The sequence below is a fragment of the Verrucomicrobium sp. BvORR106 genome, from assembly GCF_000739655.1.
In the GTDB taxonomy this organism is placed as follows: domain Bacteria; phylum Verrucomicrobiota; class Verrucomicrobiia; order Verrucomicrobiales; family Verrucomicrobiaceae; genus Verrucomicrobium.
This window is the reverse complement of the sequence record NZ_BATR01000081.1, coordinates 20,032-46,647: the sequence shown is the minus strand read 5'-3', so window position 1 is coordinate 46,647 and position 26,616 is coordinate 20,032. Positions and strand designations below refer to the sequence as shown.

24 protein-coding genes and 1 tRNA gene are annotated in these 26,616 nt (G+C 59.4%); 14 read left to right on the top strand and 11 right to left on the bottom strand.

Going from position 1 to position 26,616, the window contains the following annotated elements; all coding sequences use genetic code 11:
- Window positions 1-54: 54 nt before the first annotated feature.
- Entirely contained in the window at window positions 55-369 is a 315-nt protein-coding gene (locus BV106_RS12160; protein WP_038164863.1) for a hypothetical protein, read from the top strand.
- 82 nt (window positions 370-451) lie between these two features.
- Here BV106_RS12160 and BV106_RS12155 read toward each other — a convergent pair whose 3' ends face one another.
- The 5 genes from BV106_RS12155 to BV106_RS12130 all read right to left on the bottom strand — a co-directional run bounded on the left by BV106_RS12155 (window position 452) and on the right by BV106_RS12130 (window position 4,726).
- Window positions 452-1,039, bottom strand: coding sequence for a hypothetical protein (locus BV106_RS12155; RefSeq protein ID WP_038164860.1), 588 nt, complete (start codon window positions 1,037-1,039; stop codon window positions 452-454).
- A gap of 274 nt (window positions 1,040-1,313) precedes the next feature.
- Entirely contained in the window at window positions 1,314-2,039 is a 726-nt protein-coding gene (locus tag BV106_RS12145; protein WP_081891686.1) for a TIGR04255 family protein, read from the bottom strand.
- A gap of 138 nt (window positions 2,040-2,177) precedes the next feature.
- Window positions 2,178-3,386 carry a hypothetical protein gene (locus BV106_RS12140; protein WP_038164853.1) on the bottom strand — a complete coding sequence of 403 codons (1,209 nt, stop codon included), beginning with the start codon at window positions 3,384-3,386 and terminating at the stop codon, window positions 2,178-2,180.
- Window positions 3,387-3,487: 101 nt separating this feature from the next.
- A tRNA-Leu gene (locus BV106_RS12135) sits at window positions 3,488-3,569 on the bottom strand.
- A gap of 191 nt (window positions 3,570-3,760) precedes the next feature.
- The gene (locus BV106_RS12130) at window positions 3,761-4,726 is read right to left on the bottom strand and encodes a CPBP family intramembrane glutamic endopeptidase (RefSeq protein WP_038164851.1); all 966 of its coding nucleotides are present in this window, start codon (window positions 4,724-4,726) and stop codon (window positions 3,761-3,763) included.
- 583 nt (window positions 4,727-5,309) lie between these two features.
- Here BV106_RS12130 and BV106_RS12125 point away from each other — a divergent pair.
- The 12 genes from BV106_RS12125 to BV106_RS12065 all read left to right on the top strand — a co-directional run bounded on the left by BV106_RS12125 (window position 5,310) and on the right by BV106_RS12065 (window position 15,444).
- Window positions 5,310-6,242 carry a hypothetical protein gene (locus tag BV106_RS12125; protein ID WP_038164849.1) on the top strand — a complete coding sequence of 311 codons (933 nt, stop codon included), beginning with the start codon at window positions 5,310-5,312 and terminating at the stop codon, window positions 6,240-6,242.
- Between the two features lie 1,217 nt (window positions 6,243-7,459).
- Entirely contained in the window at window positions 7,460-7,717 is a 258-nt protein-coding gene (locus tag BV106_RS12115; protein ID WP_265595601.1) for a hypothetical protein, read from the top strand.
- 78 nt (window positions 7,718-7,795) lie between these two features.
- A complete protein-coding gene (locus BV106_RS12110; RefSeq protein WP_051945688.1) occupies window positions 7,796-8,218 on the top strand; it encodes a hypothetical protein in 423 nt (140 codons plus the stop codon).
- The gene (locus BV106_RS12105; RefSeq protein ID WP_265595600.1) at window positions 8,215-8,946 is read left to right on the top strand and encodes a hypothetical protein; all 732 of its coding nucleotides are present in this window, start codon (window positions 8,215-8,217) and stop codon (window positions 8,944-8,946) included. Before BV106_RS12110 ends, BV106_RS12105 begins: the two co-directional genes overlap by 4 nt.
- 82 nt (window positions 8,947-9,028) lie before the next feature.
- Complete coding sequence (locus tag BV106_RS12100) at window positions 9,029-9,856, top strand: hypothetical protein (protein WP_265595599.1); 828 nt, start codon at window positions 9,029-9,031, stop codon at window positions 9,854-9,856.
- Window positions 9,857-9,885: 29 nt separating this feature from the next.
- Entirely contained in the window at window positions 9,886-10,986 is a 1,101-nt protein-coding gene (locus BV106_RS35470; protein ID WP_265595598.1) for a cell division protein ZipA C-terminal FtsZ-binding domain-containing protein, read from the top strand.
- Between the two features lie 386 nt (window positions 10,987-11,372).
- The gene (locus BV106_RS12090; RefSeq protein WP_038164837.1) at window positions 11,373-11,639 is read left to right on the top strand and encodes a hypothetical protein; all 267 of its coding nucleotides are present in this window, start codon (window positions 11,373-11,375) and stop codon (window positions 11,637-11,639) included.
- Window positions 11,640-11,726: 87 nt separating this feature from the next.
- Window positions 11,727-12,179, top strand: a complete 453-nt coding sequence (locus tag BV106_RS12085) for a hypothetical protein (protein WP_038164834.1) — start codon at window positions 11,727-11,729, stop codon at window positions 12,177-12,179.
- Window positions 12,180-12,352: 173 nt separating this feature from the next.
- Entirely contained in the window at window positions 12,353-13,117 is a 765-nt protein-coding gene (locus tag BV106_RS12080) for a DUF4261 domain-containing protein (protein ID WP_051945685.1), read from the top strand.
- A gap of 7 nt (window positions 13,118-13,124) precedes the next feature.
- Window positions 13,125-13,490: a DUF2185 domain-containing protein gene (locus BV106_RS12075; protein ID WP_038164832.1), complete on the top strand. Its 366-nt coding sequence runs from the start codon at window positions 13,125-13,127 to the stop codon at window positions 13,488-13,490.
- Window positions 13,491-14,178: 688 nt separating this feature from the next.
- Window positions 14,179-14,886 (top strand): tetratricopeptide repeat protein, encoded by a 708-nt coding sequence (locus BV106_RS12070; protein WP_038164829.1) that lies wholly within the window; start codon window positions 14,179-14,181, stop codon window positions 14,884-14,886.
- Window positions 14,887-14,943: 57 nt separating this feature from the next.
- Window positions 14,944-15,444, top strand: coding sequence for a hypothetical protein (locus tag BV106_RS12065; RefSeq protein WP_038164825.1), 501 nt, complete (start codon window positions 14,944-14,946; stop codon window positions 15,442-15,444).
- 748 nt (window positions 15,445-16,192) lie between these two features.
- On the opposite strand, the gene BV106_RS12060 is transcribed toward BV106_RS12065, so the two are convergent.
- Complete coding sequence (locus BV106_RS12060) at window positions 16,193-16,744, bottom strand: hypothetical protein (RefSeq protein WP_038164822.1); 552 nt, start codon at window positions 16,742-16,744, stop codon at window positions 16,193-16,195.
- An 811-nt stretch (window positions 16,745-17,555) separates the two neighbouring features.
- Complete coding sequence (locus BV106_RS12055; protein WP_038164819.1) at window positions 17,556-18,728, bottom strand: prenyltransferase/squalene oxidase repeat-containing protein; 1,173 nt, start codon at window positions 18,726-18,728, stop codon at window positions 17,556-17,558.
- Between the two features lie 378 nt (window positions 18,729-19,106).
- Between BV106_RS12055 and BV106_RS12050 the strand changes: the two genes are divergently transcribed.
- Window positions 19,107-20,132 carry a L,D-transpeptidase gene (locus tag BV106_RS12050; protein ID WP_038164816.1) on the top strand — a complete coding sequence of 342 codons (1,026 nt, stop codon included), beginning with the start codon at window positions 19,107-19,109 and terminating at the stop codon, window positions 20,130-20,132.
- Window positions 20,133-20,398: 266 nt separating this feature from the next.
- Here the strand turns inward: BV106_RS12050 and vccD are convergent, their stop codons facing one another.
- From vccD to vccA, 4 genes are read right to left on the bottom strand one after another with little or no spacing between them, the layout of a single operon-like run.
- Window positions 20,399-21,037 (bottom strand): Verru_Chthon cassette protein D, encoded by a 639-nt coding sequence (vccD, locus tag BV106_RS12045; RefSeq protein ID WP_081891682.1) that lies wholly within the window; start codon window positions 21,035-21,037, stop codon window positions 20,399-20,401.
- Complete coding sequence (gene vccC / locus BV106_RS12040) at window positions 21,027-22,106, bottom strand: Verru_Chthon cassette protein C (protein WP_265595597.1); 1,080 nt, start codon at window positions 22,104-22,106, stop codon at window positions 21,027-21,029. Before vccC ends, vccD begins: the two co-directional genes overlap by 11 nt.
- 8 nt (window positions 22,107-22,114) lie before the next feature.
- Entirely contained in the window at window positions 22,115-22,672 is a 558-nt protein-coding gene (vccB, locus tag BV106_RS12035) for a Verru_Chthon cassette protein B (protein ID WP_038164810.1), read from the bottom strand.
- On the bottom strand, window positions 22,669-26,604 hold the full coding sequence (vccA, locus tag BV106_RS12030) for a Verru_Chthon cassette protein A (protein ID WP_038164807.1): 3,936 nt from the start codon (window positions 26,602-26,604) through the stop codon (window positions 22,669-22,671). The genes vccB and vccA overlap by 4 nt, the downstream gene beginning before the upstream one ends.
- Window positions 26,605-26,616 lie beyond the last annotated feature (12 nt).

The following is a 26,616-nucleotide window of genomic DNA, read 5'->3' as shown; positions in this document are numbered from 1 at the left end:
TCAATGTTTTGGCTGTCATACAGCTGTATGACGAAATATTAACCACACTTCACGATGTCAAAACCTAGAACCGTCCGATTCCCTGAAGCCCTTGGTGAAGCCCTTGAAATCAGGGCGAAGCAGCTCGGTTACGCCTCCCTTTCCGACTATATCAAGGCCCTCGTCCGGTACGATCTCACTGTGCAAGGCCCTCATGAGGCAACGCTGCCATGGTCCAAGCTCTCCCCTTCCGAGCAGGACAAGATCGACGAAAATCTCCTCGCTCTCACGAAGCGCGGCAAGGGCGTGCGAGGTCAACTCCTCGCTCACATTTTGGAGAGGGTGAAAGACCCCTCCAAAATCGCCGATGGGCTCAAGGATGCTGCTTAACCGAGAAGGGATGTCGTACAGGCGAGGATATATCCATCCTCGCCACTTCCCCGGGAGGGTTACTAGGGATAATTAAGGTGTTCTAGGTTCTCGCCACGCCCTCGCGGATCCGCGTCATATGAATTGAAAGCTTAAAGAGGAAAAGATAAAATCCGTAGTCGCTAAGGGTGAATAGCTTCTTCTCTCGAAGGTTCTCGAAGGGCAGCGTTTTTGGCGAGCAACTAACCATACGATCCAAGAGCGCCACCGAGTCATCCTTCAAGTGCTCGTTTTTCGGCAAGTAAAACATGGATGAAACTCTCTGAGCCCGCACAGCTTGATCAAGCGGCGCGGGCTCTCTCAACCGTGAAAGCCAAGAACCTAGCTTGACGATCGGGCAGTAGCTAACCTGTAGTGGAATTTCTCGCTGATTGGTCGGGTCAATGTCACAAGTATTGGAAATAACCAAGACATTTGCGGGGCCAACCTTTTCGTTAGGCAGATTGATAAATGGCATTTCTTTGATGCCATCTCCTTGGAACACGACGGCTTCACCCTGCAATTTGCGGGTGTAAATCCGCTCATCAATATTCTTAGGGAACGACTCCAACTCTTTGAACAAGTTGTCCTTGGCTGTCCCTGATAGGTATGTCGGCAGGTATTGTTTAAAGTCTTCTAAGACTTCGCTCATAGCAGATCCCAAAAATGCTTATCAATGACCTCGGCCGCGTCTTGAGGCAGGTCAATGGTTTCACTCACCAATCTATCCGCGAACCTCTCCAACACCACTCCTTCATTAATTGATGGAACTTGGACTTGATAAGACTCCGCAGCACGAGGCTGATTAACCTCGTAGGACCTAATCCTACACCTGTCTGTATGCGGAGGGCCGCAAAAACTTCCCAGTACAACTGCCCATGTGTACAGCGTCTGCATAGCGCGTGCGCTAGAATATGAATAGCTATTCATGGCTGTGCGTAAACAGGGTTAAGGACGGCGAGAAAACCTGGATCTAACATCGAAAAAAACAGATGCTTGCCAGCGGCATGAGCTTCGTCAAGAAATTTCTCTATAGAACTGACAGACTGGTCACCTGGCTGTTCAAATATCTCAAATACATCCGAATCAATAACGGAGCCAATTTCGGCGCTGCTCGTCAGCCGGACGTCTTTCCCGATCTGGAGGATACATTTTTTTTCGTTCCATACAATCCCGGTTCTAAGGAAGGTCTCCATTCCAACCAACGATTGCTCGCCCAGCTGAAATCTCACTCTCGTGAGGGGAAAGATGTCTGCCTTGAAAAAATCAACATATCGAAGTCCTATTCGGTTCACCCCAGTGGGAACCTTGGAGTCAAGCACCAACTTCCAATTCTTCAGAATCTCAGGGAGAAACCATGACCATCCCTTGTATGTGCCCGAAACTGTGAAGGTAATGGACGAATCACCAACGAGGGCAGACATTTCAGGCCCATCGAGTCGATAGAGCGGTTGCACCGACAAATTCGGATCCGCGCGGCGCAACTCTGCTGGCATACTTGCGATCGGCAGCGTCGACATTTTCGGGAACGCGGGCTGTAGGTGTTGAAAAAGAAGGCCAGGAACGGCCGCATCAGGGAATTCGGTAGAGAATCGAATTTCACACGACGCCTCAACGATGGGACATGGTGAAATGGATATAGGCAATTGCATCACTAGCTCGGATACGAAGATTTACGACAGTTTGATTGCATCAGTGAAGCATTATCAGGTCTAGACCAACAGAAATGCCCATATAATTTCCATAATAATACATCTTCCGCAAGGGGGAAAAGCCTCTACTACAAAAGTCTAGTAAACCGCCTGCTCAACTGAACTGCTTTGCTTCAGCGCTTCCGGCGTAAGGTAATGATCCTCAGTGATCTTGGTGGTTGTGTGGCCCACAGCCTTGGAGGCCTTCTTGACGGCCTCTTGTCGGGCTGCAATTGCTTCCTCCTGCTCTTCGGCCACCTGGTCAACGTAGAGCCCGCGAAGCCGGTGCAACGGAAGACGCGCTTTTGGCGCAAAAGGCCGAATCCAGGCCTGAGGCTCTCGTTCAAACCACCTGTCACGATCATTTGGAGTTTTCGGATGCACTACAAGAGTCTCGACGGGGAGAGCCTCGATTGCCTTGGCTAGATCTTCACGAAGGATGATGGCTTGATAGGGCTTGCCGGTTTTTGTGAAGAAGCCGTCTTCAGGCCTGTCCATGAGCCGCACGTATGGAACCCCCTTCTTTCGGATTACCCATTCCGGCCGCATTGCGGAGATCTCCTCCCGGCGAAGTCCCGCAAAGCGGGCGAGGCCAATCGTGTACCACATGGGCAGGTCCGTTTTTTGGAGCTTCTCCCAGGCCGCTACCAAGTCATCGCCTTTTGCCTCCGCTGGCGGCTTGTACCCCTCGGGCAGCCACTGCACGATTGCAGTGTTAGGATTGATGGTAATGCCTCTCTGGGCAAACGATGGCCAAAGCTTCTTGGTCATCACGGACTTCGCCTGCTTGATGGCCGAGTTGATAGCCTGATTATCTGGATGCCTCTTGCTGAGATCCAGCTTCCCACCCTGCTGGATCCTTTGGAACTCCTCCCAAGTTTTTGAGGTGAACTCCGAGATTGCAACCTTGTTTGGTTCACGTCCAAACACCGTTCGAATGATGACTGCGAGACGGCTGATGTTGCTCTCCGCGACATCGTCTGATGCGCGCTTGGGAAGTTCCTCGTAGACGTCCATGAGGTTTTGCATGGTGCCCTCATCCGGATCGGGCTTCTTCTTGACCTTGGTAAACTCTCCAGCCGCCATCTTCCTGTAGAACTCCTTCTTTGCCCAGTCGAGCGAGCCCTCCCCTAAGCTGTCGTCTAGTTCATGGCCCTTCTTTCTGGTCCGAACGCGCCAAAGCCCACGTTCCAACAATAGGGGGTACTTCACACCCAGATGCACGACGAAGGGTTTTGCGGGCAATTGCGGTCGATTTGCGGGTGTTTTTGCCCGCACATTTGCCCGTTTGCGGTCAATTTCCTTCATTCCAACCGATATCACACCGCTGCATTCCGTCAATATTCCGAGCACTCACCGGAGCTGTAGCCCTTATTTTATGGGCTTTCCAGCATCATCGCCCTATTCCGTACCAGAGACAGGACTCGAACCTGCACTTGTTTCCAAACCAGATCCTAAGTCTGGCGCGTCTACCAATTCCGCCACTCTGGCGTACGGGAAATGTTGAATTCGATTCTCCGAAGAGAAAGGAGCGGCGATTTAAGGGGCTACCTGCGGGCGTGGCAACGGGTTTTTCGCAGAACTTTTACCGCCTGCGCCGGAGACACGAGGGAAGGCTCGAGACGGCCAGACGCCAGCCCTCAGACTTGAGTCTCCCGTGGCTGCCACGGCCCTGCCAAGAACTAGGCACCAAGCACCTTCTCTGTCTTCTTCCGTGAAGTGATCCACACGGCCACCATGCCGGTGGAGAAGATGATGAGGAGCGGCAGGATGCCGACTACAGGGCTGACAATGGCGCGGCAGGTGTTGCGCACCAGCCAGGGGTCGAGTTCCCCGTTGCGCAGGATGCGGGTGGTGAAGACCAGGCTGCTGAAGTACTTCATGCCAAAGACCCAGCCTGCGTGGAGGCCGATGCTGTACCAGAGCCCGCCGCTGCCCAGTCGGGCCTTGCCTAGAGCCCAGCCCACGGCGGCCAGAACGAGGAACTCGCCCACGACGTTCTGCCACAGACCAAATCCGCGAAAGAGCTGGGTGATGACCCAGAAACCGCTGAACCAGGTGACCTGATCATTGAGCAGCGCGCCGTCCAGCGGGGGCTTGAGGAAGTGCAGGATGGAGAAGAAGGCGGTGGTCCAGAAGAGACCTGACCGGTTCCCCAAGGATCGGCAGAGGATGACGAGGATGACCCCGCGGAAGAGGAATTCCTCCAGAATGCTCACCGTCAATCCCGAGGCGAGCGCGGAGCCAAAATCCAGGTAGGCTGGCGCTGGCTTGAGGCGGGAGACGCCAAAGGTAAGACACACCCACGCCAGCACCCCTACGGAGAGGAGGGCGACCAGGAAGGTGGTCCCAAACTGGCGCAAGCCGCGGGCGAAGGGCACCTCCCCCACGATCTCGCGGAACGGCATGTGCAACGCCTTGAGCAGGAAGGGCAGACCAATCAGCGCGGCCAGGAGAGCGGCGCGGTTGAAATAGCTGGGGAACTCCTTCTCCCCCAAGAACTGCGCCACCCACCCCTGAGGGTTGGCTGCAATGACGGCCTGGGCCGGGAAAAACAAGGCGGGCGTGAGCAGGGCACCCAGCAGCAGCACCAGCAGCACAAAGCCGCTGATGATGAGAAGGTCACGATGCTTCGAGGAAGAGGGCATCTGTGCTGGTAGCCCGGAGTTGCGGTCGGCGCAAGGGGGCGAGGTTCGGTGCGTCAGTGCGGCGGGCGGGCGGGCGGCGGAGTCAGTTAAAGGGAGGCGGGGTTTCCAACCCCGCGGGCACGTTGCCGGAGGAAATGGGTGGCAGAGCCATGATTGGACGTTGAGAGACGGGATGACCTCAGGGTCCCGCGACTGAGCGGGGTTGGAAACCCCTGCTCCCTTTTGAGGGGAACCCGCCGGAGGGGACGGTGCGGTGCCATATTGAGGTTGCCAGACTCCGATGTGATTGCGCCCCCCTCCGTGCCTCCGATCCGGCGTCCCTCCGGAACTTGGGGTGGCTGCCTACTTGTGCTTCGGTGCTGAGATACCTTTTGCACCTGAGCACGCCATCGACATTGCCGATCCACCGCAAGACTACGTCGAATGGCAGCTCCGACAAAAGCCCGAACGGTCGTGGTCACGCGAATGACGGCGGTGCGAATGACAGATGGCAGAGTGCTTCTCTAGAACCGAACTGCCCAGCAGCCGTCTTCCGGCAGATTCACACTTGCCTTGCCCAAAGCAGTCACCGAGTTTTATCCTTATGCTGTCAGATTCGGCGATGCTCAAGCCACGATGGACGTATTCAAATGTTCGCGGCCTGACCCAGTGGTACGGTCATGTCGATTACTATGGCCCATACGTCATCGGGCAATGGTTCGCGCTCGATGCGGAGACTGGCACCGAACACTGGTCCCACAAGTTTCACCGGCCAACCTCCGTCTGCGACTGCGCGCACGATGTCATCATTGCGACGGAATCGAGATCCGATGGCCCGTGGACCGCCGACTTTGGGATCTATGGCATCGATGCACCAACAGGCAAACTGCTCTGGACCAACCACGGTCGTGGGTTCTGGGGCAGGCTGCTCCGCTGTCTCGACTTCGTTCCCGGATTCACCAATGAGTTTCGCGACACTCCCAAATGCATAGTTGATCAATACGTCATCACCTGGTCTGGCCGGATCCTCGACATCCGGACGGGGCTCCCCTGTCCATCCGCCAACGTCTGCGCGCCGGAGGAAGACCATTGGTCGGCTCCTGAGCGGGTGCTGTACGAAAAGCGTTGCCTTGAGATTGATGGAGACGACCTCCTCGTTCAAGGTGCTGGGGAGGAGTTCGAGATTCTCCGGCGGCACAAAGACGGCCGAGTCATCTGGCAGTTCGCCGCCCGGGAGCGTTCGTTCCATGTTGACGGCAACTACTACTCCTATCGCCTTCACGGAGGTCGCATCTTCATCATCCTCGGCGATGCTCCAAACTACGTTCCGATCAAGGCCTCCAACCCGATGCACGTTAAACCCAACCCGGCGAACTATCATCTGGGAGTTCTTGATGTGTCGTCTGGTGAGTGCAAGATCCATCGGTTGACCGACACGGAACAGCGGACGGGGTGCCGCATCGAAGCCATTCGGGAAGATCGCATCCTCATCAGCTGTGAGGGAACGCAACTCTTGGAATACGCCGTGCCAGCATGACAGGGCGGTGCTGCGGTTCGCGCAGGCCTTCCGGCGTCCCTCCGGGACGCAAGAACGTTGGGAGCATGAAGTCCGGTGGTTGGCACCACCGGCTACAGTCCCATGTCCCTCCGGGACTTGAGGTGACGAACTTCAGCTGACACAACAGCCCCGCTGGCCAAGTCCAAACTGTGAGCGCGGTCGCCTCCACACGGCGAGGCATGCCTAATCGCGGTCAGATTATCGATCAGATAGGTTGCTTCTCACACAAGTTCAATGAACAGCCAGGAGCGCGAGCGGAAAAAGGTGTGACAGAAAGTTTGTCGTGTGGCAGAAATACAGCAGGACACATCAACCCTGCTGATACAACTTGTTCCCAAATCGCCGCAGCGTCGTCAAACTGTCCACCCCTATCCGGTGCCTGAACTTGAAATAGAACAAAATGGGCGTCCTGTACTCAGTTACTCCACCAACGAAGGAAGTTGCAGATTGGCTCAGCGATGCCGGCATAGACACGCCTGAAGATGCCTCGGCACGCGGGCCCTTGCTCACAGAGATCCGTGAAGTGCTTGATTCGTTGGGCGGATACGCGGTGGAGTACAATGACAACGGAGTCGGGCACTCGTGGCAGGCGATGATCACCTCAAAGGACACTCCCGAGTCCGGGCCGTGGACCCTTTTGAACATTACGACCCTTGGCGACCCAGCAGAGGCGCAAGAGATCTGGTTTGAGAAGGGGCACCCAGAATTGATCGTGGAGATTTTATCTCGACTTTCCTCGTACTGTGGGACCACCATCGTCATACCGGATACGGGATGTCCTCCGCTCGTCATCTGTCCTGGCGACGATCCCGGCCAACTATGCGCCCAGTGGGAACACCTCGCACCTGGCAACGGCACTGAGTAGCAGTGACGCAAGGACAGACGGCGAGCGCCCAAATGGACCGGCGTCCGTCCGTTCAGTCTTGGTTGGTCAACCATCTCACAAGACTCTCTCAGTATGGATCTATGCGGTGGCATCGATCACATTCTGGAACGGGTGATATCCCAAAGATTGTCCCGCACCTCGTTTGGGGAATCCTGTGACAAAGCGGCCTTCCTATGGCTGATTGTCAGTGAACGCCTCACCGAGGACCACAATGTATCCACCCACATCTGGGCAGCGCCCGGCCTCTGGGATGAAGGCGAACCTATTGATGCAATCACTTTGGGTGAATATGGAGCTATCGCCACGCAAAATGAACGAGCAGCTTCGTGCGGGCTACGTCAGCAAGGAGGCATTTCAACGCTTCTTGGATGCAGAATGCTATGGAAATGTCTCAGCCATGGGCAATCTCAAGAGTTGGCTTGCCGAGCTCGACAAACCGTTGCGAGCAGGCAAGCGCGTTGAAATCGAAGGTGATCGTTTCATCTCGGCACCTCCGGAGTTGCACGCATGGATTAGGGAGAAGCTCCCTGAGGCCTACGCCTGTTTTTATGAACACGAGCAGTCCTAGTTTTGAGGCTCCGTAGACTTTATTCCCACCTGCGAATCTTGTTGGCATGATCACTTGTTAAGCAACATTGCACGCGTCATGGCCTACCACCTACACATTGAGCGGGGAAAAGAGAATCCTGTTGCGTTGAGTGAGTGGCGAGCCGCCATTGACGGGACGCAGGATGTAAGATTGTTTGCTGCCGCTGCGCACACGATCACCAATCCAGAGACGAAAGAAGTTATCAGCGTCAATTCCCGCGAGGGAGACGCGGAGGTTTTCTTTCCCGAATCCGGCAGATGGCATTCCGTGTTTCGTTGGTACGGCCATTCGATCGAGTTCGCGGTGAGGTTTCCCACCACCGAGACATCGCACCCGGTGTGGCAAGCAGCCGTTGCGTTGGCCACTCGCTTGAGCGCGGTGATTCGCGGTGATGAAGGAGAAGGCTATGATTTACAGACCGGCAGGTGGTTGGAGTCTGACTATGCGCGGCATTGGGGAGCAGCCCCGGAAAAGGCGTGACAGAAAGTTTGCCGTGTGGCAGAAAAAAAGCAGAACGCGTCAACTCTGCTGACACAACTTCTACTCAAGCCGCCGCAGCGTCGGAGTTGCGCGATTGCAGCCGATTGGCGATTCCTGTCACTTGTTTCACCGAATACTCTGAAGCCTTGGAAACCGAACAACAGGAAGAATACCTACGCTTGTCCGAAGCGGCTCTGGTCGAGCTCAACTCAGTCGCTGAATCCGGCAGCTTTCTCCATGTCTTTTCGTTCTGGTGTCTGCCTGCGTTTAGAGATCAATCGCGAACCACTCTCTACACGCCAAGACGCCCTGAATCGGGGAAGCTCCCTTTCTTTTCGGTCACCACCTGGAAGCGAACGGAGGATCTGGAAAAACTTCGTGATCCAGTAGAACGGTTGAGACATCCCAAGGAGCTCAAGCCCACCATCGAACACTCAAACAAAGTGCTTGATACCGTATTCGCCTCGCAAGTGATTCAGGATCTGTCAGCCATCTCCCTTCCCTCGCTGCGCCCTACCGAAACAGTGCTGGGCCTGGATGGGGTTGGTTACCGATTCTCGTTCGACCAGGGCTATTTCTCACTCGACCTTTCATGGTGGTGTGACCGACCGAAAGCTTGGGACACGGTGACGAGTCGGATTGAGGAAATCGTGTCTCGCCTCTACCATGCCGAACAAAACCCGGAGGAACAAGCAGATGCCGGCAATCGACGGTCCGCAGACGCCTGAATCCGGCATCTCCCCAATGCGAATGAAACGCCGACTCAAGTGGATCACCAGACTCCTCACCGCCCTGGCCGTTCTCCCTGCGTTGGGAGGAGGCTTCTACTACTTCCAGGTTCATCGCCCCATCAAAGAGTTTCGTAAACTGGGCAGATCAGGAGAGCCGATTGATGCCGGCAAGATTCGTGACGCCGCGCACAAAGCGATTCGTTGGGTTCCGGATCATGATGCCCTGGTGGCCCTATGTGACGTTGCGGATGAGAGCTCAGTGCCCGTGCTGATTCGAGCATTGCGCAAAGTGCCCAGCCCGGACAGCAATGGCACGATGATCTGCACGACAGATCATTGCTTCCAAGCACTGCGGAAGGCGTCGGGGCGATATTTTGAGAACAACATCGAAACTTGGGAGAACTGGTACCGGGACCACAGGGCCCACGGCTCTCCGCGATTGACCATGAAAGAGGAGGTGGCAGCGCTGGTCACCGAGGCCTATGTGAAAAAGTATGTCAGGCCTCATTCTGATCCCGTAGCTCTGGCGGCACATCATGCGACGGATCTCGACCAGAGCTTGCTTGATGCCCACCAAATCACCGCGATCGAAGTGAATCCCCGCAACGGCAAATCAAAGACGATCTACGAGAACGAATCCAGACGCCCGCCCAACGAGGGAATGGTGACAGGCGTACCCAACGCCCACAATATCGGCTTTTTCTACCCTGCATCTCCGGATCAACCGACTGTGGAATTGCGCGTCAACCACGATTGTGATGCGTTTGGGCACATCGCAATCCATCTCGTGGTCCCCAATCCTCTTGTGATCGCGAAACAAAAAGCGAATGCGAACAAGGCAGCGAATTCAACGTCCTCGCACGACCCTTTGCCTGCGGGGCAAAAGCCGCGGAACGAACAGCAGTGAGTCAACCGAGGCAGTATACCATGAAGTTTATGAATCAACGCATCACCCGCTTCGCCCCTGTATTGGCGATGGTGGCCCTATCTGCATGTGACAATCAAGATCGACGCTCGACCACGCCGGATCCCGGATCCGTTCCCTCCGGGATCGAGGGTCTCCAGATCTCGACGGCGGCACAGAGCGAGGTAAGGGCGAAGCAGTTGCCTACGGTTCCAAGCGAAGACGTTTCGTCACTGCTCGGCGAGATCCCTCTACCGCACAGGCAGAGCACAGAGGCGACGGACTATCTTCCAAGCCCTGCCAGTGAGTGGGTGGTGCAGGCCACGTTTGAAAACTCGCTCGTTGCAAAGGAAGTCGCTTCACGCTTTGGCAAAGATTGGCGGCAAAAGCATGGCGGGCTGAACATTTACGGCTTGGAAACCGCCACGGGGCATTGGACATTTCTTGAATCCGCAGACGGACCCGAACGCGTCAGCGGTCTGCAGTTCGCCTGGCCGTACTATGATTCGTCGTCCGCAGAACCGGAGGTGGCCTCACCCGAGGCGTATCGCTCTCGATTGGAGGCTGTGCAGCGCAGCCTGAGTGACTTCACCCCTACGAGTGTAAAAGCGGAGGTCGGGCCGGACGAGGCCGTCAAGAAGGCCCAGCATCTGAGCAGCCTAACTGAGCGGTTCGATCGCAACGTGGCAATCCGGCTCGCAGCGCCTGCGGGCAAGCGCTTCTCCGGAAGGGAGCTATGGGATGTGATGCTCTGCCTCGGACTCCGGTGGGGAGATATGGACTGCTTCCATTGGCAGAATCCGTCTGGCTACGGCGATGATTTCTTCTTCAGCGTCTGGACATCGACCTCGCCCGGGTACTTTCTTCCCGAAGCGGTTGCCGCCAATCGGGTGCAAGCAGAAGACCTCATTTTCGGATTCTCCATTCCGCGGAGTGCGGATCCGGTGACGGTCTATGGCCGGATGGTGAAGGCCGTGGAGTATGCCCAGAAGCGTCTCGGCGGCACCTTCACCGATGAAGCGGGTCGCCCGATCGATACCAACGCAGCATTGACGGAGATCAAATCTATCGCAGATGAGTTGACGAAACTGGGATTCAAGCCCGGCAGTGACGATGCACTGCGGCAGTTCTGAATAGCACAAAGAAGCATGCGTCACCTGGAGTCGAGGAAATGAGGCGCAACATCCGGGAGACACGTCAGGGGTACGGCCACGGTCTGTAGAACTCGCTTCGGAGTTCTTGTGCCCTTGTCTTTGTACCCAGGGTGGCGGCTCGTACCTCGCCTGACCCTGGGCTATTTTGTGTGACGCCCTTGGCGTCAGAAGAAGTGCCGCCATGCGAACTATGACTTTGATCACATTCGGAAAAAACGTGACAACGCGGGTGCCGTGTGGGAGAAAGCCAACTCGATGTGGCAATGCTGCCGACACCAAGGCCGCCGCTGCGCCTGGCTTCCAGGATGGAAGCGAGTTTGTCGGCACAATCACTTCTTGTTGGATTCTCAAGCACTACCCCCGCCATGAACACTCTCGCCGATGCAGTCATAGCTGCGCTCGCCTACATCAGCACCGCGCAGGCTCACGATGATCGCCTGGACGACGACGTTCAAGCGTTGGAGTCGCTTACAGCCACGCTGCATCATTGTTCCGCAGCCGAGCGAGACGCGCTTCGAGCGGCCCTTCAGCGAGCCCGCACGGGGGCAGAGTCATCTGCGAACACGCATCCTGACCTGCTTGACACCTTCCGCGCTATCGAGACTGACATCCTCGACGTCGAAGCGACATGACTCTGAGATTGCCGGGCCTAGCATCGTGGTGGATGCAATGTAATGTCGTAGATGCCCGGAAGGCCTAACCAAGCACGGAAACCTCCTATGAATCGCGCCATTCAACTCACTCTTCTCCTCCTCCTGTGCCTGTCCGTCACTTCGATGGCGCAGGGTCAGTTCGCGTCGAAGTACAAGATAAGCCTGCTTTTCGAGCGGCCAGGATATGAGGAAGGCAAGAAAGAGCTCTTGTACAAATGGAACCGGACCGTGGACTTCAGGGAGGAGTTCCACTTCTTCCTGGATGATGCGCCATTGAAATCAGAGCTTTATCTCGGAGTCGTCACCGGGGTGATCTATCCGAAGAACGGGGCGATGCACTGCACCCTGTCGTTGTCAGCGAGTGAGGACCCGAAGGATGAGTCAGGCAGGAGCAAGTCGTACAGCATAGGACAGACCAAGTTCTTCAAGGTTCCCAAGTCCATGACGTTTGAGTTGCCCCTGGCGGAGGGGAGCGGATTTCAGAAATGCACGGTGACGATCAAGGCGGTGGGAGGGTAGCAAGCCAATGCCACGGCGGCCACCGTACGATTTGAGCCAAGCCCTCCCCCATCTTGCATGTAACCAACCAAGCTCACCATTCACGATATGAGTCTTGCGGGTTGCTGGCTTTTGCCTTTAGGTTCTACCGTCGTCATACGAGAGCACACCGCACCTGCTACCACTTCATGACCATGGCCGCGCTGATCGATTCATCCCAGGCGAACCCAGTGCAAGAGCCGGCCATCGTCCTCGGCATCCCGGGCAAGTGGAAGGACCATTCGGAGATCGTGAGGGCGATTGTGGAACGCAGCGGCGGCTACCTGTTTGCAGGCAAGATCCTGATGCATGTCGCGTCAGGGACTCGCTTCGAGTTGGACATCTACGATCATGATCCGTCACTGGCTGACAAGGTGCGTTCGGGTGGCATGGGGCAGATCCCAGAGGATGACCTGATCGCGGTGCGAGATCACACCTTCACGCTCTACATTCTTTCAGACAAGACCGGCCGGGAGGAGGTTGTGAGAATGATGGATGCCGCGACCGGGTTGCTCGACGCTGGTGGATTGGTCGTCAAGATCGAGAAGGCGGGGTTCTCGGTGAGTGCGGCGCAGTGGAGAGAACACGGCTCGGTGAAGGCGGCGTATTCTCTCTATCGCTCGATGGTCACCTTGGTCGGAGATGAGAGAGAGCATTTCACCTGCGGGATGAGTGCCTTTGCTCTCCCCGACTGTGCGGTCATGGAGAGCGACCTTCAGACAGCGTTCGAGGTTGCGACGGAGTTCTGTTGCTACGTGATGGACGAGGCCCCCAAGCTTGCTGAGGGGCACACGTTCGGCATCGCCGCAGGATCGAAGCGATACCGGCTCTCTTTCGAAAACTACACCTATTACCCACCTGATGATTTTTTTCACAACCCCTACGGGCTTTGGAAGCTCGAACCACTGACCGAGGCTTGAACCATCTATGACCAAGGACGACATTCACCAACAGTGGCTGAGGCAACACGGGCTTATTGCGGTGCTATCAAATCTCTGCATCGGGCCGAACAGTCTTCCAGTTCGGCACGCGGCGAAAGAAGGAGTCAGTAACGTCTCAGACAGCGGATGGATCCTGCGCAGTGGCGATGAATCTCCAGAGTATGCCGACAATCCCAAGAACTACTCTTTGGTGCCGCTTGACCGCTTAATCGCGACGGACAAGAGCCTGGAGATTCTTTACGATCAGCCGGTTGGCACGGAGCTTACCCGAAAGGATACCGAAGAACCCTGGCGCTGGATCATTGACAACCAAGTGGTCGATGAGGACGGGCGTGTTATTGCGATCCTTTAGAACCTGTTTGGACAAAAACATCTGGGTGTGGCAGGACAATTTAAGGGATTAAGATAAGAGAGGCTTCGCCGAAGCTGAAATCTGCCCCTCCGGGTTGCGGCCCTTTTGAGCCTGGACGGCGTTGCTCAACGGTTGTGAATCACGATTCACGCCCTGTTCGCGCCTTGTCCAGACTCAAAACGCCTCGCAACACGCCCAGCGCTTTTATCCAAACAGGTTCTTAGGGTGCGAACAACTCTGTTGCTAGCGGCACGCACGAGAGAATTTGTTGGAAAACGGAAGGATGCCGCGCGATGGCAATGGGTATCGGTGACGGCGGCGTAGTTTTAGGAAACACGACCGGCTTCCACACCTGATCGCTGGCGGGGCAGGTACCCAGGGTTGACTCGCTTGAAGCTCGTCCAACCCTGGGCTGTGGTAGACATCCCATTCTGGGACGAGCTTCAGTGGATGCTATCGTGGGAGGAGGCATTCGGGAGCATCGATACCCCTGATCCTTGGCGCACTGACGCACTGCCAACTGACGCACTGGGATGCGAAGCCCCCGACCAACAAGCATCTCGCAACTCCTGACCGCACATCATCTCCCGCAAACTCCTGCCCTACAGTTTGTTCCAAAATTCACACTTGCCTCTCCAACCGCACTCGATGAACGTGGGATAAGTCGGCCCATTCTTTCGATACGGCTATGAAGCGCATTCTTCCCATCTTCCTTCTTTCCATCGCTATGAGCGCCTATGCTGACGTGGAGTCTGGCATCACCGCCTACAACAGGGAAGACTACGACACGGCGCGAAAGGAGTTCCAGGCTGCGGCGGACTCCAAAGACCCAATGGGCCTGCACCTTCTGGCCTCGCTTTACTACCAGGGTCACGGGGTGAACAAAGACCTGAATCGCGCCGTAGAACTCTTCACGGAGGCGGCCGACAAGGGATACCGGCCTTCCCAGGCGAATCTGGGGCTCATGTATCACAAGGGAGACGGCGTGAAGCAGGATACGACGAAGGCCATCTCCTACTACACCGCTGCAGGTAAGCAGGGGGATCTGCAGTCCACTTTCAATCTGGGGCAGATCTTCCGGAAAGGTGAAGGAGTCGAACCCGATCTGACCAAGGCGGCGGCCTACTACAAGGTGGCGGCGGAGAGCGGCAACATCCCTGCTGTGAATGAGTACGGCCTACTCTTTGCTCAAGGGCACGGGGTGAAGCTGGACTACGTCGAGGCCTTCGGCTGGATGTCCTACGCAGCCAAGGCCGGCAATGGACAGTCCGCCAAGAACCTGGCGCAACTGAAGCAGATTCTCGGGGACAAAGTGGCAGAGGGCACGAAGCGGGCGGCCGAGATTGAGGCCGCCATCAAGAAGCAACGCGAGCAAGACAGCGGTGGCAAACGGTGACTTTCGGAGTTGTAGAGTGGGGCTGTCATTTGAGATTCTTTGTAACATTGTTGCCGCATGCCTGAGTATGCCGACATCTACGTTCTCGGACGGGAGCGTTCTCCGGATCTGATCATCCGTTTTCTGGATCACTTTTTGCCGGCGCGCGGCGAAGCCGCCGACGAGTACGCGGTGCCGCAGTATGCCGACACGCCGCAGATAGTCTTCAAGACGGCGGATGAGCTGATCAACCATTGCTGCCAGCATTCAAAGGAGGCGTATAGCATCTACTGGCGAAGCAAACCTGGAGACGAGCATGCGGAGGTTTATTTCCTCGAGGATGGCGGGGTGATCTTTGGAGTTTCCACGCCGGCTGAGAATCAAATGAGGGTGGACGCGGTCTCCAGTGAGCTTGGACGTTTCTTTGAGACGGATGAGATCTTTGTCACCTATGAGGATCTGCCGCCAGACAGTGTTGATGGGTTCAAGGCGTTCCTGGCCAGCCTGCCCGCAATCGTTGACCTGGCAGCGGCGGAGGCTGCCCGGCGGACGCGGGCCCATCGGCCGATTGAGGTCTAAGGAGACGTTGGGTTTGATTGGTCTACGAGGGGCGTTTGGACGAGACCGCGTTCTTACGAACGCAACCACGAGTGCAAATGACTTGGGGCGAGGTGGTGGCGTTTGTGTCTGCGCTCGTGAGAGCGTGGTCAGGGGTGAAGCGACGGCGCTGGGATCGAGGGTTCCGATGATAGCGGTTAGGTTAAAGGCAACATATCTGGCTTCCACACCTGATTGCCTGCGGCATGAGTACCCAGGGTGTGACTCGCTTGAAGCTCGTCCAACCCTGGGCTGGGGTACACATCCCATTCTGGGATGAGCTTCGGACTGAGACAGGCGGAAATGGGACGTGAAGCAGGCACGTCAATGCCGGGATCATGGATTCCGATGTAGGCGGCGAGGTTAAAGGAAACACCACTGGTTTCCACACCTGATCGCTGGGCGGGGTAGATACCCAGGGTTGACTCGCTTGAGGCTCGTCCAACCCTGGGCTGGGGTACACATCCCATTCTGAGATGAGCTTCGATGGGTTCTATCGCGGGAAGGAGGCATTCAGCATCCTCCACGCCCCTGATCCTTGACGCACTGCCCGCTGGGCCGCAGGCACCCTGACCTCGTTTTTACAAACGCAGCCACGAGTGCCCCTCGCACCTGCCCCCCCAACCCCCGCAGGCTGAAGCCTGTACTCCGTACAGCTCCAGGTCCAACACCTTGACGCACTGCCCACTGACGCACCGACGCACTGGGCCGAAGGCTCCGTGACCGCATTTCAACTCCCATCCGCCTCTGACTTCTCAGCGAAGAGCACCTTGTCCTTCTCCTCCACCTTGGCCGCGGCCTCGCCGGGGCTTTTGGGGTAGCACTTGCCGTCGAAGGCGAGCACGGCCACGCCGGGCTCCGCGCCGCCGCCGCTGACGGTCACCAGGAGGTCTCGCAGGCCGTGATGGCGGGTGGTGCGCAGATAGATGGGGGCGTGCACGACGCCCACGGAGCCGACCTTGGTGTACTTGCCGTCCTCCTTGCACGCACGCAGGAGGAAGAGGGTACTGCCGCCAGTGCCGCTGTAGGTGCTCTGGCTGTTCATCAGTGCGAGGGCGTCCTTCCGGCCGTCTTCATCCAGGTCCACCTCCACGAGGGCGTAATGTTCGGGTTTGATCTCCTTGTCCACCTTCACCAGGGCGGCCTGCACGGCCTTGGCATGCGGGGCCGGTGAAGAGGGCTGCGGCTGCGGCTGCGAAGACGGGGCCGCGGGATCCGGCGCTGCGGAAACCATCTGAAACACTGCGAGGGACACGACAATGGGAAGGACGGCCGGTTTCATGTTTTCATCTACGGAGCATTGCGGCGGTTTACGTGCAGGAATTTTCAAGATTTCCACTCCGCCGGACAGACTTTGATCCTCCAGCCAGGGCCCTCTTCCTCGAAATCCGGCATCCGGCAATTGACCTACCGGTGGAGGAAGCTCTTTATTGCACCTGCAACGCAGGCTCAAGGTCAGCCCCTCTGGCATTGCTGGGCTGCCCTGATTTAGCCCAGGAAGCCAGTCCGACCACGCTGAAGACCGTGACGGGCTTCTGTCGCCGACAGAGACGTGCCGACGGCAATCCTGCGGACATACGGGAGCTCGTCGAGAATGAGGATGTCTTGGGACGTTTGTAAGGTGACCGCCTAAAGGCGGAACTCCAACGTGGGCGCGGATGCGTATGGGAACTTGGAAGTGACTCGCCGCTGGTCACGGAGAAGGAACGGGAGCAGGGAGATAGTGCTACCCATATCCTATTGATTGTTCGCGGCAGGGTTGGAGTTCCGCCTTTAGGCGGGTCATGGAAACTACCAATCGCCCTATGAGTTGGCCCCGGCATCACGAAGAGCCCGTCACAGACGTTCCCGGCAAGATGCCGGGAACAGCACGCAGGATGCGTGCGCTCCCCGAGCTTCACCGAGCCGACTAAAGTCGGTACTCCAACCCTGCTGCGAACGTGGTATGTGATAAGAGCGCGGCTTTTCGCGGCTCTACTCCGTGAAACTCTGTGACCTCTGTGGTTAACCCGATCCCTCCGCCCCCTTTCACGTCACATCACCCCTGACTTCAGGTCTTGCGTCTTGAAGACTTCTGTCTCCCGCGTAGCGGGTCACAGCCTCCGGCTGATCATATCCAGCGCAACCAGGGCATAGCTGGTGACGAGGGTGGGATCGTTCTCCAGCCAGCGGCTGTTGTCGTTCACCCAGGTGCCGTCGTTCTTCTGCAGGGAGATGAGTTTCACGGCCAGGTCTTTGGCCCAGTTAACCTTGCGACCGTCCGGCAGAGTGAAGGCGTCCACATTCGCGGTGGCGAGGGCATTGGCCATGAGGTTGTAGTAGAGATAGAGGCCTTGTTTGCCCAGGCGGGGATTCTCTTCCACGCTGTAGTTCTTTGCGGTCCAGTCCAGCGCGGCAGCGATGCGGGGATCGGTGCTGTCCACGCCGGAGTACACCAGGCAGAGCACGCCGGCATACGTCATGCTGCCGTAGCTGAGCAGGACGCGGCGGTGGCGGCCGGGCACTTCTTTGTCCCCCGCGGTGCTGCTCATGGGGCTGTACACATAGCCGCCTTTGTTCTCTGCATCATCAGAGACCCAGGCTTCTTTGTTGTGGCTGGAGAGGTTCTGGCAGCGGTTGATGAAGCCGATGGCGGCGTCCCAGTTGAGCTTGTCGCTGCCGGGGCGCTCCAGGGCTTCATAGGTACGTAGAGCCTCCAGGGCGCACACGGTGTTGTGTAGATCCCCCCACTGGCGGTTCTCCATGCCCGGGCCGTAGCTGAAGCCCCCGTCAAAGGAGGCGACCGCGCCGTTGGCGTTCTGCATCTTGATGAGGAACTGATTTGCCTTGGCCAGGAGCTGCCCGTCCTGCGGGTCATTCGGCCCCATGAGGGCCATCATGGCGATGGCGGTGTTCACACATTCGAAGTCCTCGTTGTAGATGCCGCCGTCCGGCTTGGCCAGGGTGCGGAGGAAGGCGTACCCTTTCCTCATGAACTCAGGCGTGTCATTTCCTCGATACGCGCCTTGGGGCTCGCCATGAAAGGCCATGAGCGGCAGCGCGGTGATGGCGGCGTGCAGGGGATCCTTGCCACCCCAGGAGCCATCGGCGTTCTGCTCTTTCTTCAGATACGCCAGGCCCTTGTCAATCGCGAGGCGCACCTCGTTGCGGAGGGAGAGATTGGCCGGATCCCGCAGCGGCGGTTCTTCCGCAGAGGCAGGCGTCAGGGGGATGAGGCAGAGCAGGCTGAGGAGGGGTAGAGAAAGGCGGAGGAACGTGCGGCTCATGATGATGAGGTAGGAAGCGGAAGGTGAGTGAGAGAAGCACCGCCGTGAGCATGAATCATGACAAGGTGGGCGGGTGATGGGAAGGAGCCCCCCATAGCTGGGAAAGAGTGCGGCGGAGCCGAGACGGGAGTCGTCGCACCGCCTGATCCTCCGGACAATTTACAACCCACAAGGATGATCCAATGGACAAACCTTGCGCGCCGGGTAAAAGGGGCAGCAGAGGCGTGGAGAGACGTCGGGAGACCTGCGACTGATTCCGCCTAAAGGCGGTACTCCAACCCTGCCGCGAATGACTTTTCATCGACACAAATCCCTCTCGCTGTTCTCTGCTTTTCATCTAACGTCTAACACATAACGTCTAACTTTCTCCTGCTCACCATGCGACTCCTGCCAGCCCTCGCCCTCTTGTTGCTCGCCGTTGCCACTCCCACCGCCACCACCTCCGCCATGGAGATGCCCTCCTTCCACACGAAGGGCACGCCCACGGGCACTCCAGATGGCCCCCTGCAGCCGGGTGAGTATTGGTGGCACCCGGAGATCTCTCCCAGCGGCCCCATCATGGTGCTGGTGAGTGTGCCCAACCAGATCCTGCATGTGTACCGCAACGGGGTCCTCATTGGCCGCTCCACGGTGAGCACGGGGTCCAAGGGGCACGCCACGCCGGGCGGGGTCTTCACCATCCTGGAGAAGCGGCAGACGCACCGCTCCAAGACCTATAACAACGCGCCCATGCCGAACATGCAGCGTCTCACGTGGGACGGCATCGCCATGCACTCCGGGAACCTCCCCGGCCATCCCGCGAGCCACGGCTGCATCCGTCTGCCGTATGATTTCTCCCTGGCGCTCTTCAAGCTCACGGAAAAGGGCGGCACGGTGGTGATCGGCGATGGCAAGACGCCCACGCCGCACCTGGCCTCAAACCCCGGCCTGATGCTGGCTCCCAAGGACTTCAACCCCGAGATGCTGAAGCCCCAGGGCGCGAGCGACTACACCTGGCTGCCGGAGCGCAGCGCCAGCGGCCCCATCACGATCGTGGTGAGCGCGGCGGACAAGGCGCTGTACGTCTTTCGCAATGGCAACCCCATCGGCCGCGCCTCCGTCCAGATCAGCGATGGCGGCCTCTTTGGCACGCGCAAAGAACTGGGCAACCACGTCTTCACCCTGCTGGAAGGCACGACCGACAAGCCCAGCTTCTGGGCCCCCGGCCGCAATGCCCGCCCGTGGATGCGTGTGACCAGCAGCGGCCCGAAGATGGATGTGGACGACCTCGGCAAGCGCCTGACCGTGAACCCGGAGTTCGCCACCAAACTGTATGACACCATCGCCCCCGGCACCACGGTCATCGTGACGGACCACGCCGCCGTGCGCAATGCGGCACCGAGCACGGAAGTGCTGGGACATTAGCCGGTGCGTCAGTGGGCAGTGCGTCAGTACGTCAGTGGAGGGTGACTTGGAAGACGGGAGGCTGGTTGACGGCTTCCCGTTTTTTGTTTCCTTGAACGATGGGGAGGGATGGGCGGGGAGATGTGATGGGACGCCTGTCTCCTGACCGTCCCGCATGCGGGACGGAACTCCAACCCTGCTGCGGATCTCTATCGACTGATAGCCCATCCCACCCCGCTGCTCGTCACTACTTTTAACTTTTCACTAACCACTTTTTACTTCTCCCCTCAATACACCCGCGTCTGATGCGTCTCGGGATCGATCACGATGGAGCGGAAGTCGGCCGGCAGATCGGAGGGCACGCCTTTGGGGGTCTCGCGCACCAGGGTGAGGACGGCGGGTTTGTCTGCCGGGAGGGTGGTGGAGCCGTTCACATGCAGGAAATAACTCACGTAGCTCACGTTCTGCTCCGCGCCGGCGGTGCCGTCAGTGCGGACGGTCTGGCTCTTCAGGGTGTTGTATTTGACATCCGGCATGAGGAGCACGTCGTCCGGGAGGCGCTGGAGCTCGCCGGAGAAGGTGACCTGGGGCTTGCCGTCTGAGGTCCAGCCGGTGACCAGACCGAACTGGTAGGCGCGGTAGCCCAGGGTGCCCTGCTGGGAGGTGGGCAGTAGTTCATAGAACCGCAGCTCCACGAGCTTGTCCTCCTTCCGGGCCATGAGGCTGGCCTGGTTGAGGTCTGCAGAGAGCTGGCGGGCGGCGCCGGAGAGACGCTGGCTGCCCAGGGCGGCGGGCACGGACATGGCGGCCATGGTGACCAGCATGCTGAGCAGGGCCACGACCACGAGCATCTCCACCAGGGTGAACCCGGCGGCAGAGGAACGGAGGGGGCGCTTTACAGGTTGACGGGGTGGGTTAGAGCTCATCTTCAGAGATCCATTTGGAGCCGCGCAGGGTGACGCTGCTGCTCAGCACTTTGTGATGGAGCGGCAGGGCGGCCAGGCCCTGCTGCACGGCAGCGATGTCGTCCTTCAGCTGGCTGTACCGGGCGAACTTGCCCGCCAGCACGGCGCGCACAGCCTCGCCAGCGGGCTTCTCCCCCAGCTTGTGCACAAGGGCCTCATAGCTGGACTCATCCGCAGCGACGAGGGTGATGCCGACCATGACGGGGAGCTGGTGGCGGCGGGATTTGTTGGTGGCGTTCAGCCCGTTCCACTGGAAGTCGCGGCTGTCATAGCGGAACTGGGGGTCTGGCACCACGGTGGTGCGGCCGCCGTCCGTCTGCGTAGCATGGGGTGTGAGCACCAGGGCCAGGATGTTGTCCGCCAGAGGGCGGGAGTTGACTCCTAAATCCTGCTGGTACCAGCGCAGGGCCTGGGTGCGGCTGGTGAGCTTGTTCAGGCCGAGCTTGCTCGAGTCCCCGTAGAGGATGCTGTCCTCCGCCGGCTGCACGTACTGCATGAGGCGGAAGCGGCTGCGCTCCGGGTTCACCACCGCCGGCTGGCCGTTCTGAAGGAAGCTGGGGCGGATGGCGAGGTCGCTCCCATACTGGACGTAGAAGCCGCAGCAGTTCACCAGATCATGCAGGCGGCGGCGGTCGGCATTCTCAGACCGGCCCAGCGGGGCCTGGAAGAAGACGGCCTGCCCGGTCTCTGCACCACCCGTGAGGAGCTCGCTGGCGGGACCGAGGATGAAGTGATGGTCTGAGATGCGCTCATACCCGGTGGGTGAGCTGGCATCCTGCGCGGAGCGGCGGTAGGCCCAGACGGCGTCCATGGTGGACTGGGAGAGGGCGTTGCCAATACCGTCCATCACGCGGCGTGCTTCCTGGAACTCCGTGGCATGCGCGCTGGCGCGGCTGATGGTGTCCTGCGTGCGCACCATGAGGTCTGCCATGATGGTCATCATGATGGCGAGGACGGAGACGGAGACGAGCACCTCCACCAGGGTGAAGGCGGACGCTCGGGATGCGGGGGATGGGGAGGGCTTTTTCACTCGGGCGTTCACAGGGAGGAGACGGCGGCAGCTCCCGTGAGCGGGCCGGTTTGTTCAAGCAGGGCGATCCAGACGCTGCGCTCGCGGTATTTCCCGGAACCGTCAGCAAGGGACTGCGTGTAATTGTTCAGGCGGTCCGTCACACGCACGCGGAGCTGGCGCAGGTAGGGATTGGCCTCGTTGTCGCCCTGGAGGGAAGGTTCGATGCCGACCTTCACCTGCACGGCGTAGTTGCAGTCCAGCCCAGTGGCATCTGCCACCTCGGCACCGGTCTGGTCGAAGAAGAGGGTGCAGTCCTGCATCTGCACATTGCGGTTCCCGCCGGTGGCGGATTCATCCAGCCAGACGCCGGTCTGGTAGCGGTCCATCACGGTCTGGAGGATGCGGGCCTCCGCCTGCTTGTTGCTGGAGTCACGCAGGGTGTCCAGGCCAAAGGGCAGCAGGGAGATGAGCGTGAGCAGTGCGGTGGCGGCGATGCCCATGGCGAGGGCGACTTCCGGCAGGGAGAAGCCCTGGGCGTGGCGGGTGGATGCAGTGATGATGGCTGTATGGGGGCGGGGGGTCATGGGGCAAAGGTCTTGCGTTCGATGATGCGGAAGCGGTAGTAGCGGTCCCAGCTCTGGCTGTGGCTGGGGGTGCTGTTCGTGAGCTCGGCCAGCTCCGGATCCTGGGGATCGAGGTAACGCTCCAGCGTGGCAGAGCCGCGGTGGCTGGAGGTGGAGAGATCCTTGCCCTCCACCCAGCGGTCCACGGCCGTGCTGCGGGCCTTTTGCAGCGTCTCCACGCGGAAGTGCACGGTGAAGGTGTTCGACCGGGTGGTGAGGCGCGGGTAGAGCTGGTTGTACGGGGCCTCACGGCTGTTGTCTCCGGTGGGCTCAAAGGCATCCGCCGTATCCAGGCCGCCGCCGTTCCACCAGGTCATCATGTCCTCATAGGTGGTGGGGGGCGGGGCGGCGTCCGAGTTGTACACCACGCCGTTGCGCCGCTGGGGTACGAGGAAAATCTCGCAGATCTCCGAGGCGGAACGGAAGATGTCCCCGGTGTCGAACCGCTTGGTGAAGCCTTTCAGCGTCTCGGCACGGTTCACATCATAATAGAGCTCGTAGCGGTGCACGGCGCCCTCCTTGTAGTTCGTGCCGCCGGCGCTGTTGTACCCGTTGGGCGTGGTGCCGCCCACGGAGTTTGGCGAGATGGCGCTGAGCTGCACGGGCTTGAGCACGGCATGGATGCCGGTGTTGCGCTCGATGTGCCGGAAGGGCAGCATCTGGGTGTTCATGTTGATCTTGCCGGCGGTGGCAAAGGACTCGCTGATGGCGTAGGGCTCCACCACAGGCATCCAGAAGAGGTCCAGCCAGAGGTGGTCGCGCGGGCCCTTGAAGCCCTCATGATCCTGTTCATCGGGCTCCATCCCTGCGGGGGTCGAGCGGGAGGCCGGATTGGGGCAGAAGAGAAGCGTCTGCCAGGGCTTGTGCGGATCAGGCGGGCTGGCCTGGCTGCCATAGATGCCGGAGGGCAGCGAGCCAAAGGCCACGGCGGAGGTGATCTGGCGGTTCGGGCTGAAGCTCAATCCGTTCTCCACGCCGAAGCCGTGCCGGCTGAAGTAGCCGAGATCGCCGTCCGCCGCCTGGTTATTGGAAACCACGTTGTTCTCATCCGCCTTGTTGATATAGGGGCCATCCTCCACGCGACCGGCACCGTTGTCGAAGTCACCGGGGCGTCCGAGGCTGTTGTACACGCCATTCTGCCCGCGCATCACGGCAGGGGTGGAGTCGCGGCCATACCAGATGCCTTTCACCAAGGTGCCGGCGGTATTCACGGTGGCGGCGCGCAGGTCATTGCGGGAGAGGCCCAGCGGGCCGTCAGTGGCATCACCCGGGCCAAACTGGCCATACACCATCTGGTTGCCCTGGCGCAGGAAGTGCAGGCGCTCCACGGTCTTGTCCGCATAGCGGGGGTGCGGGGTGTACCAGGAGGCGGGCACGTCCCGCATGGCGGAGAGGATGCGCAGGTCCCCTTTGGTCGGGCCGTTCACATCAATCTCCACACTGCGGGTGATGTCGCCGTCCTGGATGAGCGTCTTCACAAAGTTGTTCGCGTCGCCCTGGGTGCGCTTCGTGAGGTTGTTGAAGTCCTCGTTCACCAGGCGGGGCACCTTGAGCGTGGCGGGCGGGAAGGTGACGTGCAGGGTCTGGATGACCTCGGCCTCCTCAGGTTTAGGGAAACCACTCAGCACCTCGATGGTGAAGCTGCCGCCGTCGAAGTTGAACTCCGTGGCAGTGCCGGTGGTGACGAAGCCGCTGTAGAAGGGAAAGTTGTTGTCCTCGTTGTTCCTCGCCATCTGCCGCGTGGCGGTGGCGAACTGGTCGGCCGCAGCGGAGCTGAGGTTGGCCTTCTTGAACTGGGAGGCGAAGCCGGAGAACGCGGTGGCGCCGGCCGAGTCCAGATAACCGGCGGCGGTGCTGCAGCGGATGGTGTCCACCGGCGGGAAGGCCATGGAGCGGCCGTTCACGCTCAGGGAATCGAGCCCGGTGATGCGGTAGCGCACGTTCGACGTCACGCCCGGGGCGCCGCTGGTGGGGTTGAACGGCTCCAGCGCCAGGAAGGCCTGCATGCGCGTGGTCGTCCCGTTGGTGGGGTTCTTGTTCGTCGCCATGAAGACGAGGGCGACCTCGGAGATGGTGTTGAAGCGGCCGAAGCCCTTGGTATCATTTCCTGGAACCAGCGGCACGGCGGAGGACTCGCCCCGGCGGTCGCCCACACGCGGCGGCAGGTAGGTGTAGGTGGGAGCCAGCCCGGTGCTGTAGCTGTTCACGGACCAGCGCATGAAGTCCACCATCTCAGTGAGGATCTGGTTGCGACGCGGCACGGAGTACTTGGCCGCGAAGTTCCCGCCAAAGCCGGGGATGTCCCGTGCCTGGCCGCCGCTGTTGGTGCCGCCGGTGAGCGGGACGAGGTGGTTCTCATAGAGCTGGCGGTTCCGCGCCAGCGCGCCACTGACAGAGGAGCTGTCCAGGTCCAGGTCTCCGCGGATCTTCTGCCCGGTGCCGGCGTCATCCACGCTCTTAAAGTTCTTCAGCCGGGTGAAATACCACGGCTTGCCACCGCCGGTGCCGACGAAGGCAAGGAGCTTGTCCTTCGCATTGCGCTCCGTGGGCTCGGCAGAGATGGGCCAGAGCATGACGCGCGGCTGGTTGAAGAGGTTCAGCTCCGGGGCGCGGCTGTGGGGTGTGAGGAAAAACCGCGCGGTAGCGATGTCCTGTTGCGTGAGCGCGGGGTCCTGCATGCCGCGGTTCCGATTGAACACGAGCTCATCCAGCGTGGTGTAAAGGCGGTCATCCTTGTCCGGCACGAGCGCGACGGTGGGCATCTGCGTCCCGCCGTAGCTGCCGCCCCAGGGCACGCGCGGGCTGATCTGGTGGTAGCGCTGCAGCACGGTAGCGAGTTGCGTATCACTCAGCAGGGGGCTGACCACGAGCTGCTGACCAAAGGCCTGGAACACAGGGCTCAGCGCAGTCTGCGCAGGATGGCCAGGGTAGCGGGAGTATTCATTCTGCGCGGGCTGGAAGCGGGCGAACTTGGCGGTGGAGCCGTTGAAGGCGCGGGGCACATCCCACGCGGAGCCCTCCGTGGCGGTGTTCACATTGATCTTGGTGCTCTCATCATCCGTCCAGAAGGCGACGCGCCCGACGATGGGGTTCAGCTTGGTGGGAACGGCCGTGCCATTCGCGCCAAAGGTGAGGCCGTCGTCCTTGTTGCCTCCGTTGGGCACGAGCACCTGGCCATCTGCCAGCACGTACATCCACTTCACCGGCATGGGCAGGCGCGTGCCCACATCATCCACACTCGTGGGAACCACGGTACCGGGCACGGCAGTGCCATTCACCTTGTAGCCATCCACTGGCAGCCCGCCATTGCGCGCAAAAATGGCGCGGGGGTCACTGATGGGGAAGACGGTCTGCACGCGGTCCGCGCCGGCAGCCATGACGGCGGCGGGCTCATTCATGTCCGCATAGAGGCCGGGCACGTTCTGCCAGGTGGAGAGATCGCTGACGTCGGTGTTGATGGCTGACTTCACCACATTCAGCGCCATGCCATTGGCGCTGCCGGTGGCGTTGGGCTGGGTGACGACCATGGCGTCGTCTGAGTAGAGCTTGTACAGCGCCACGGTCTTGGCCCGAACGCTGGCGTTCTGCACATCGGACTCAGTGCCGAACACGCGGATCATACCGGGCTGGGAGGCCCAGGTCTTCTCCAGGCCGTTCTGCTCCGTGGCGCGGCGGATCTGGCCGATGGCCATGTTCACCGGCAGCTCGGACAGTGTGCGGGCCTCCGTGATGTTCGAGTAAGCGGAGGCGGAGCGGTGCTCGGTGCGCACCTCAGCCATGAAGGCGAGCACCAGCATGGCCACCACGGCCACGGCCACCAGCACCATGATGAGGGCGATGCCACGCGGCGGGTGCGGCCGTTTGAGATCCAGATGTGAGAAGGGGGTCTTCATCAAGCAGGCAAA

Coding starts and splice junctions, on each gene's coding strand:
- BV106_RS12060 (WP_038164822.1), bottom strand. CDS start 16,744: ATGAAACCGGCCGTCCTTCCCATTGTCGTGTCCCTCGCAGTGTTTCAG.
- vccD (WP_081891682.1), bottom strand. CDS start 21,037: ATGAGCTCTAACCCACCCCGTCAACCTGTAAAGCGCCCCCTCCGTTCC.
- BV106_RS12080 (WP_051945685.1), top strand. CDS start 12,353: ATGGCCGCGCTGATCGATTCATCCCAGGCGAACCCAGTGCAAGAGCCG.
- BV106_RS12050 (WP_038164816.1), top strand. CDS start 19,107: ATGCGACTCCTGCCAGCCCTCGCCCTCTTGTTGCTCGCCGTTGCCACT.
- BV106_RS12160 (WP_038164863.1), top strand. CDS start 55: ATGTCAAAACCTAGAACCGTCCGATTCCCTGAAGCCCTTGGTGAAGCC.
- BV106_RS12155 (WP_038164860.1), bottom strand. CDS start 1,039: ATGAGCGAAGTCTTAGAAGACTTTAAACAATACCTGCCGACATACCTA.
- BV106_RS12085 (WP_038164834.1), top strand. CDS start 11,727: ATGAATCGCGCCATTCAACTCACTCTTCTCCTCCTCCTGTGCCTGTCC.
- BV106_RS12055 (WP_038164819.1), bottom strand. CDS start 18,728: ATGAGCCGCACGTTCCTCCGCCTTTCTCTACCCCTCCTCAGCCTGCTC.
- BV106_RS12090 (WP_038164837.1), top strand. CDS start 11,373: ATGAACACTCTCGCCGATGCAGTCATAGCTGCGCTCGCCTACATCAGC.
- vccA (WP_038164807.1), bottom strand. CDS start 26,604: ATGAAGACCCCCTTCTCACATCTGGATCTCAAACGGCCGCACCCGCCG.
- vccB (WP_038164810.1), bottom strand. CDS start 22,672: ATGACCCCCCGCCCCCATACAGCCATCATCACTGCATCCACCCGCCAC.
- BV106_RS12130 (WP_038164851.1), bottom strand. CDS start 4,726: ATGCCCTCTTCCTCGAAGCATCGTGACCTTCTCATCATCAGCGGCTTT.
- BV106_RS12075 (WP_038164832.1), top strand. CDS start 13,125: ATGACCAAGGACGACATTCACCAACAGTGGCTGAGGCAACACGGGCTT.
- BV106_RS12115 (WP_265595601.1), top strand. CDS start 7,460: ATGAACGAGCAGCTTCGTGCGGGCTACGTCAGCAAGGAGGCATTTCAA.
- BV106_RS12140 (WP_038164853.1), bottom strand. CDS start 3,386: ATGAAGGAAATTGACCGCAAACGGGCAAATGTGCGGGCAAAAACACCC.
- BV106_RS12145 (WP_081891686.1), bottom strand. CDS start 2,039: ATGCAATTGCCTATATCCATTTCACCATGTCCCATCGTTGAGGCGTCG.
- BV106_RS35470 (WP_265595598.1), top strand. CDS start 9,886: ATGAATCAACGCATCACCCGCTTCGCCCCTGTATTGGCGATGGTGGCC.
- BV106_RS12110 (WP_051945688.1), top strand. CDS start 7,796: ATGGCCTACCACCTACACATTGAGCGGGGAAAAGAGAATCCTGTTGCG.
- BV106_RS12070 (WP_038164829.1), top strand. CDS start 14,179: ATGAAGCGCATTCTTCCCATCTTCCTTCTTTCCATCGCTATGAGCGCC.
- BV106_RS12125 (WP_038164849.1), top strand. CDS start 5,310: ATGCTGTCAGATTCGGCGATGCTCAAGCCACGATGGACGTATTCAAAT.
- BV106_RS12065 (WP_038164825.1), top strand. CDS start 14,944: ATGCCTGAGTATGCCGACATCTACGTTCTCGGACGGGAGCGTTCTCCG.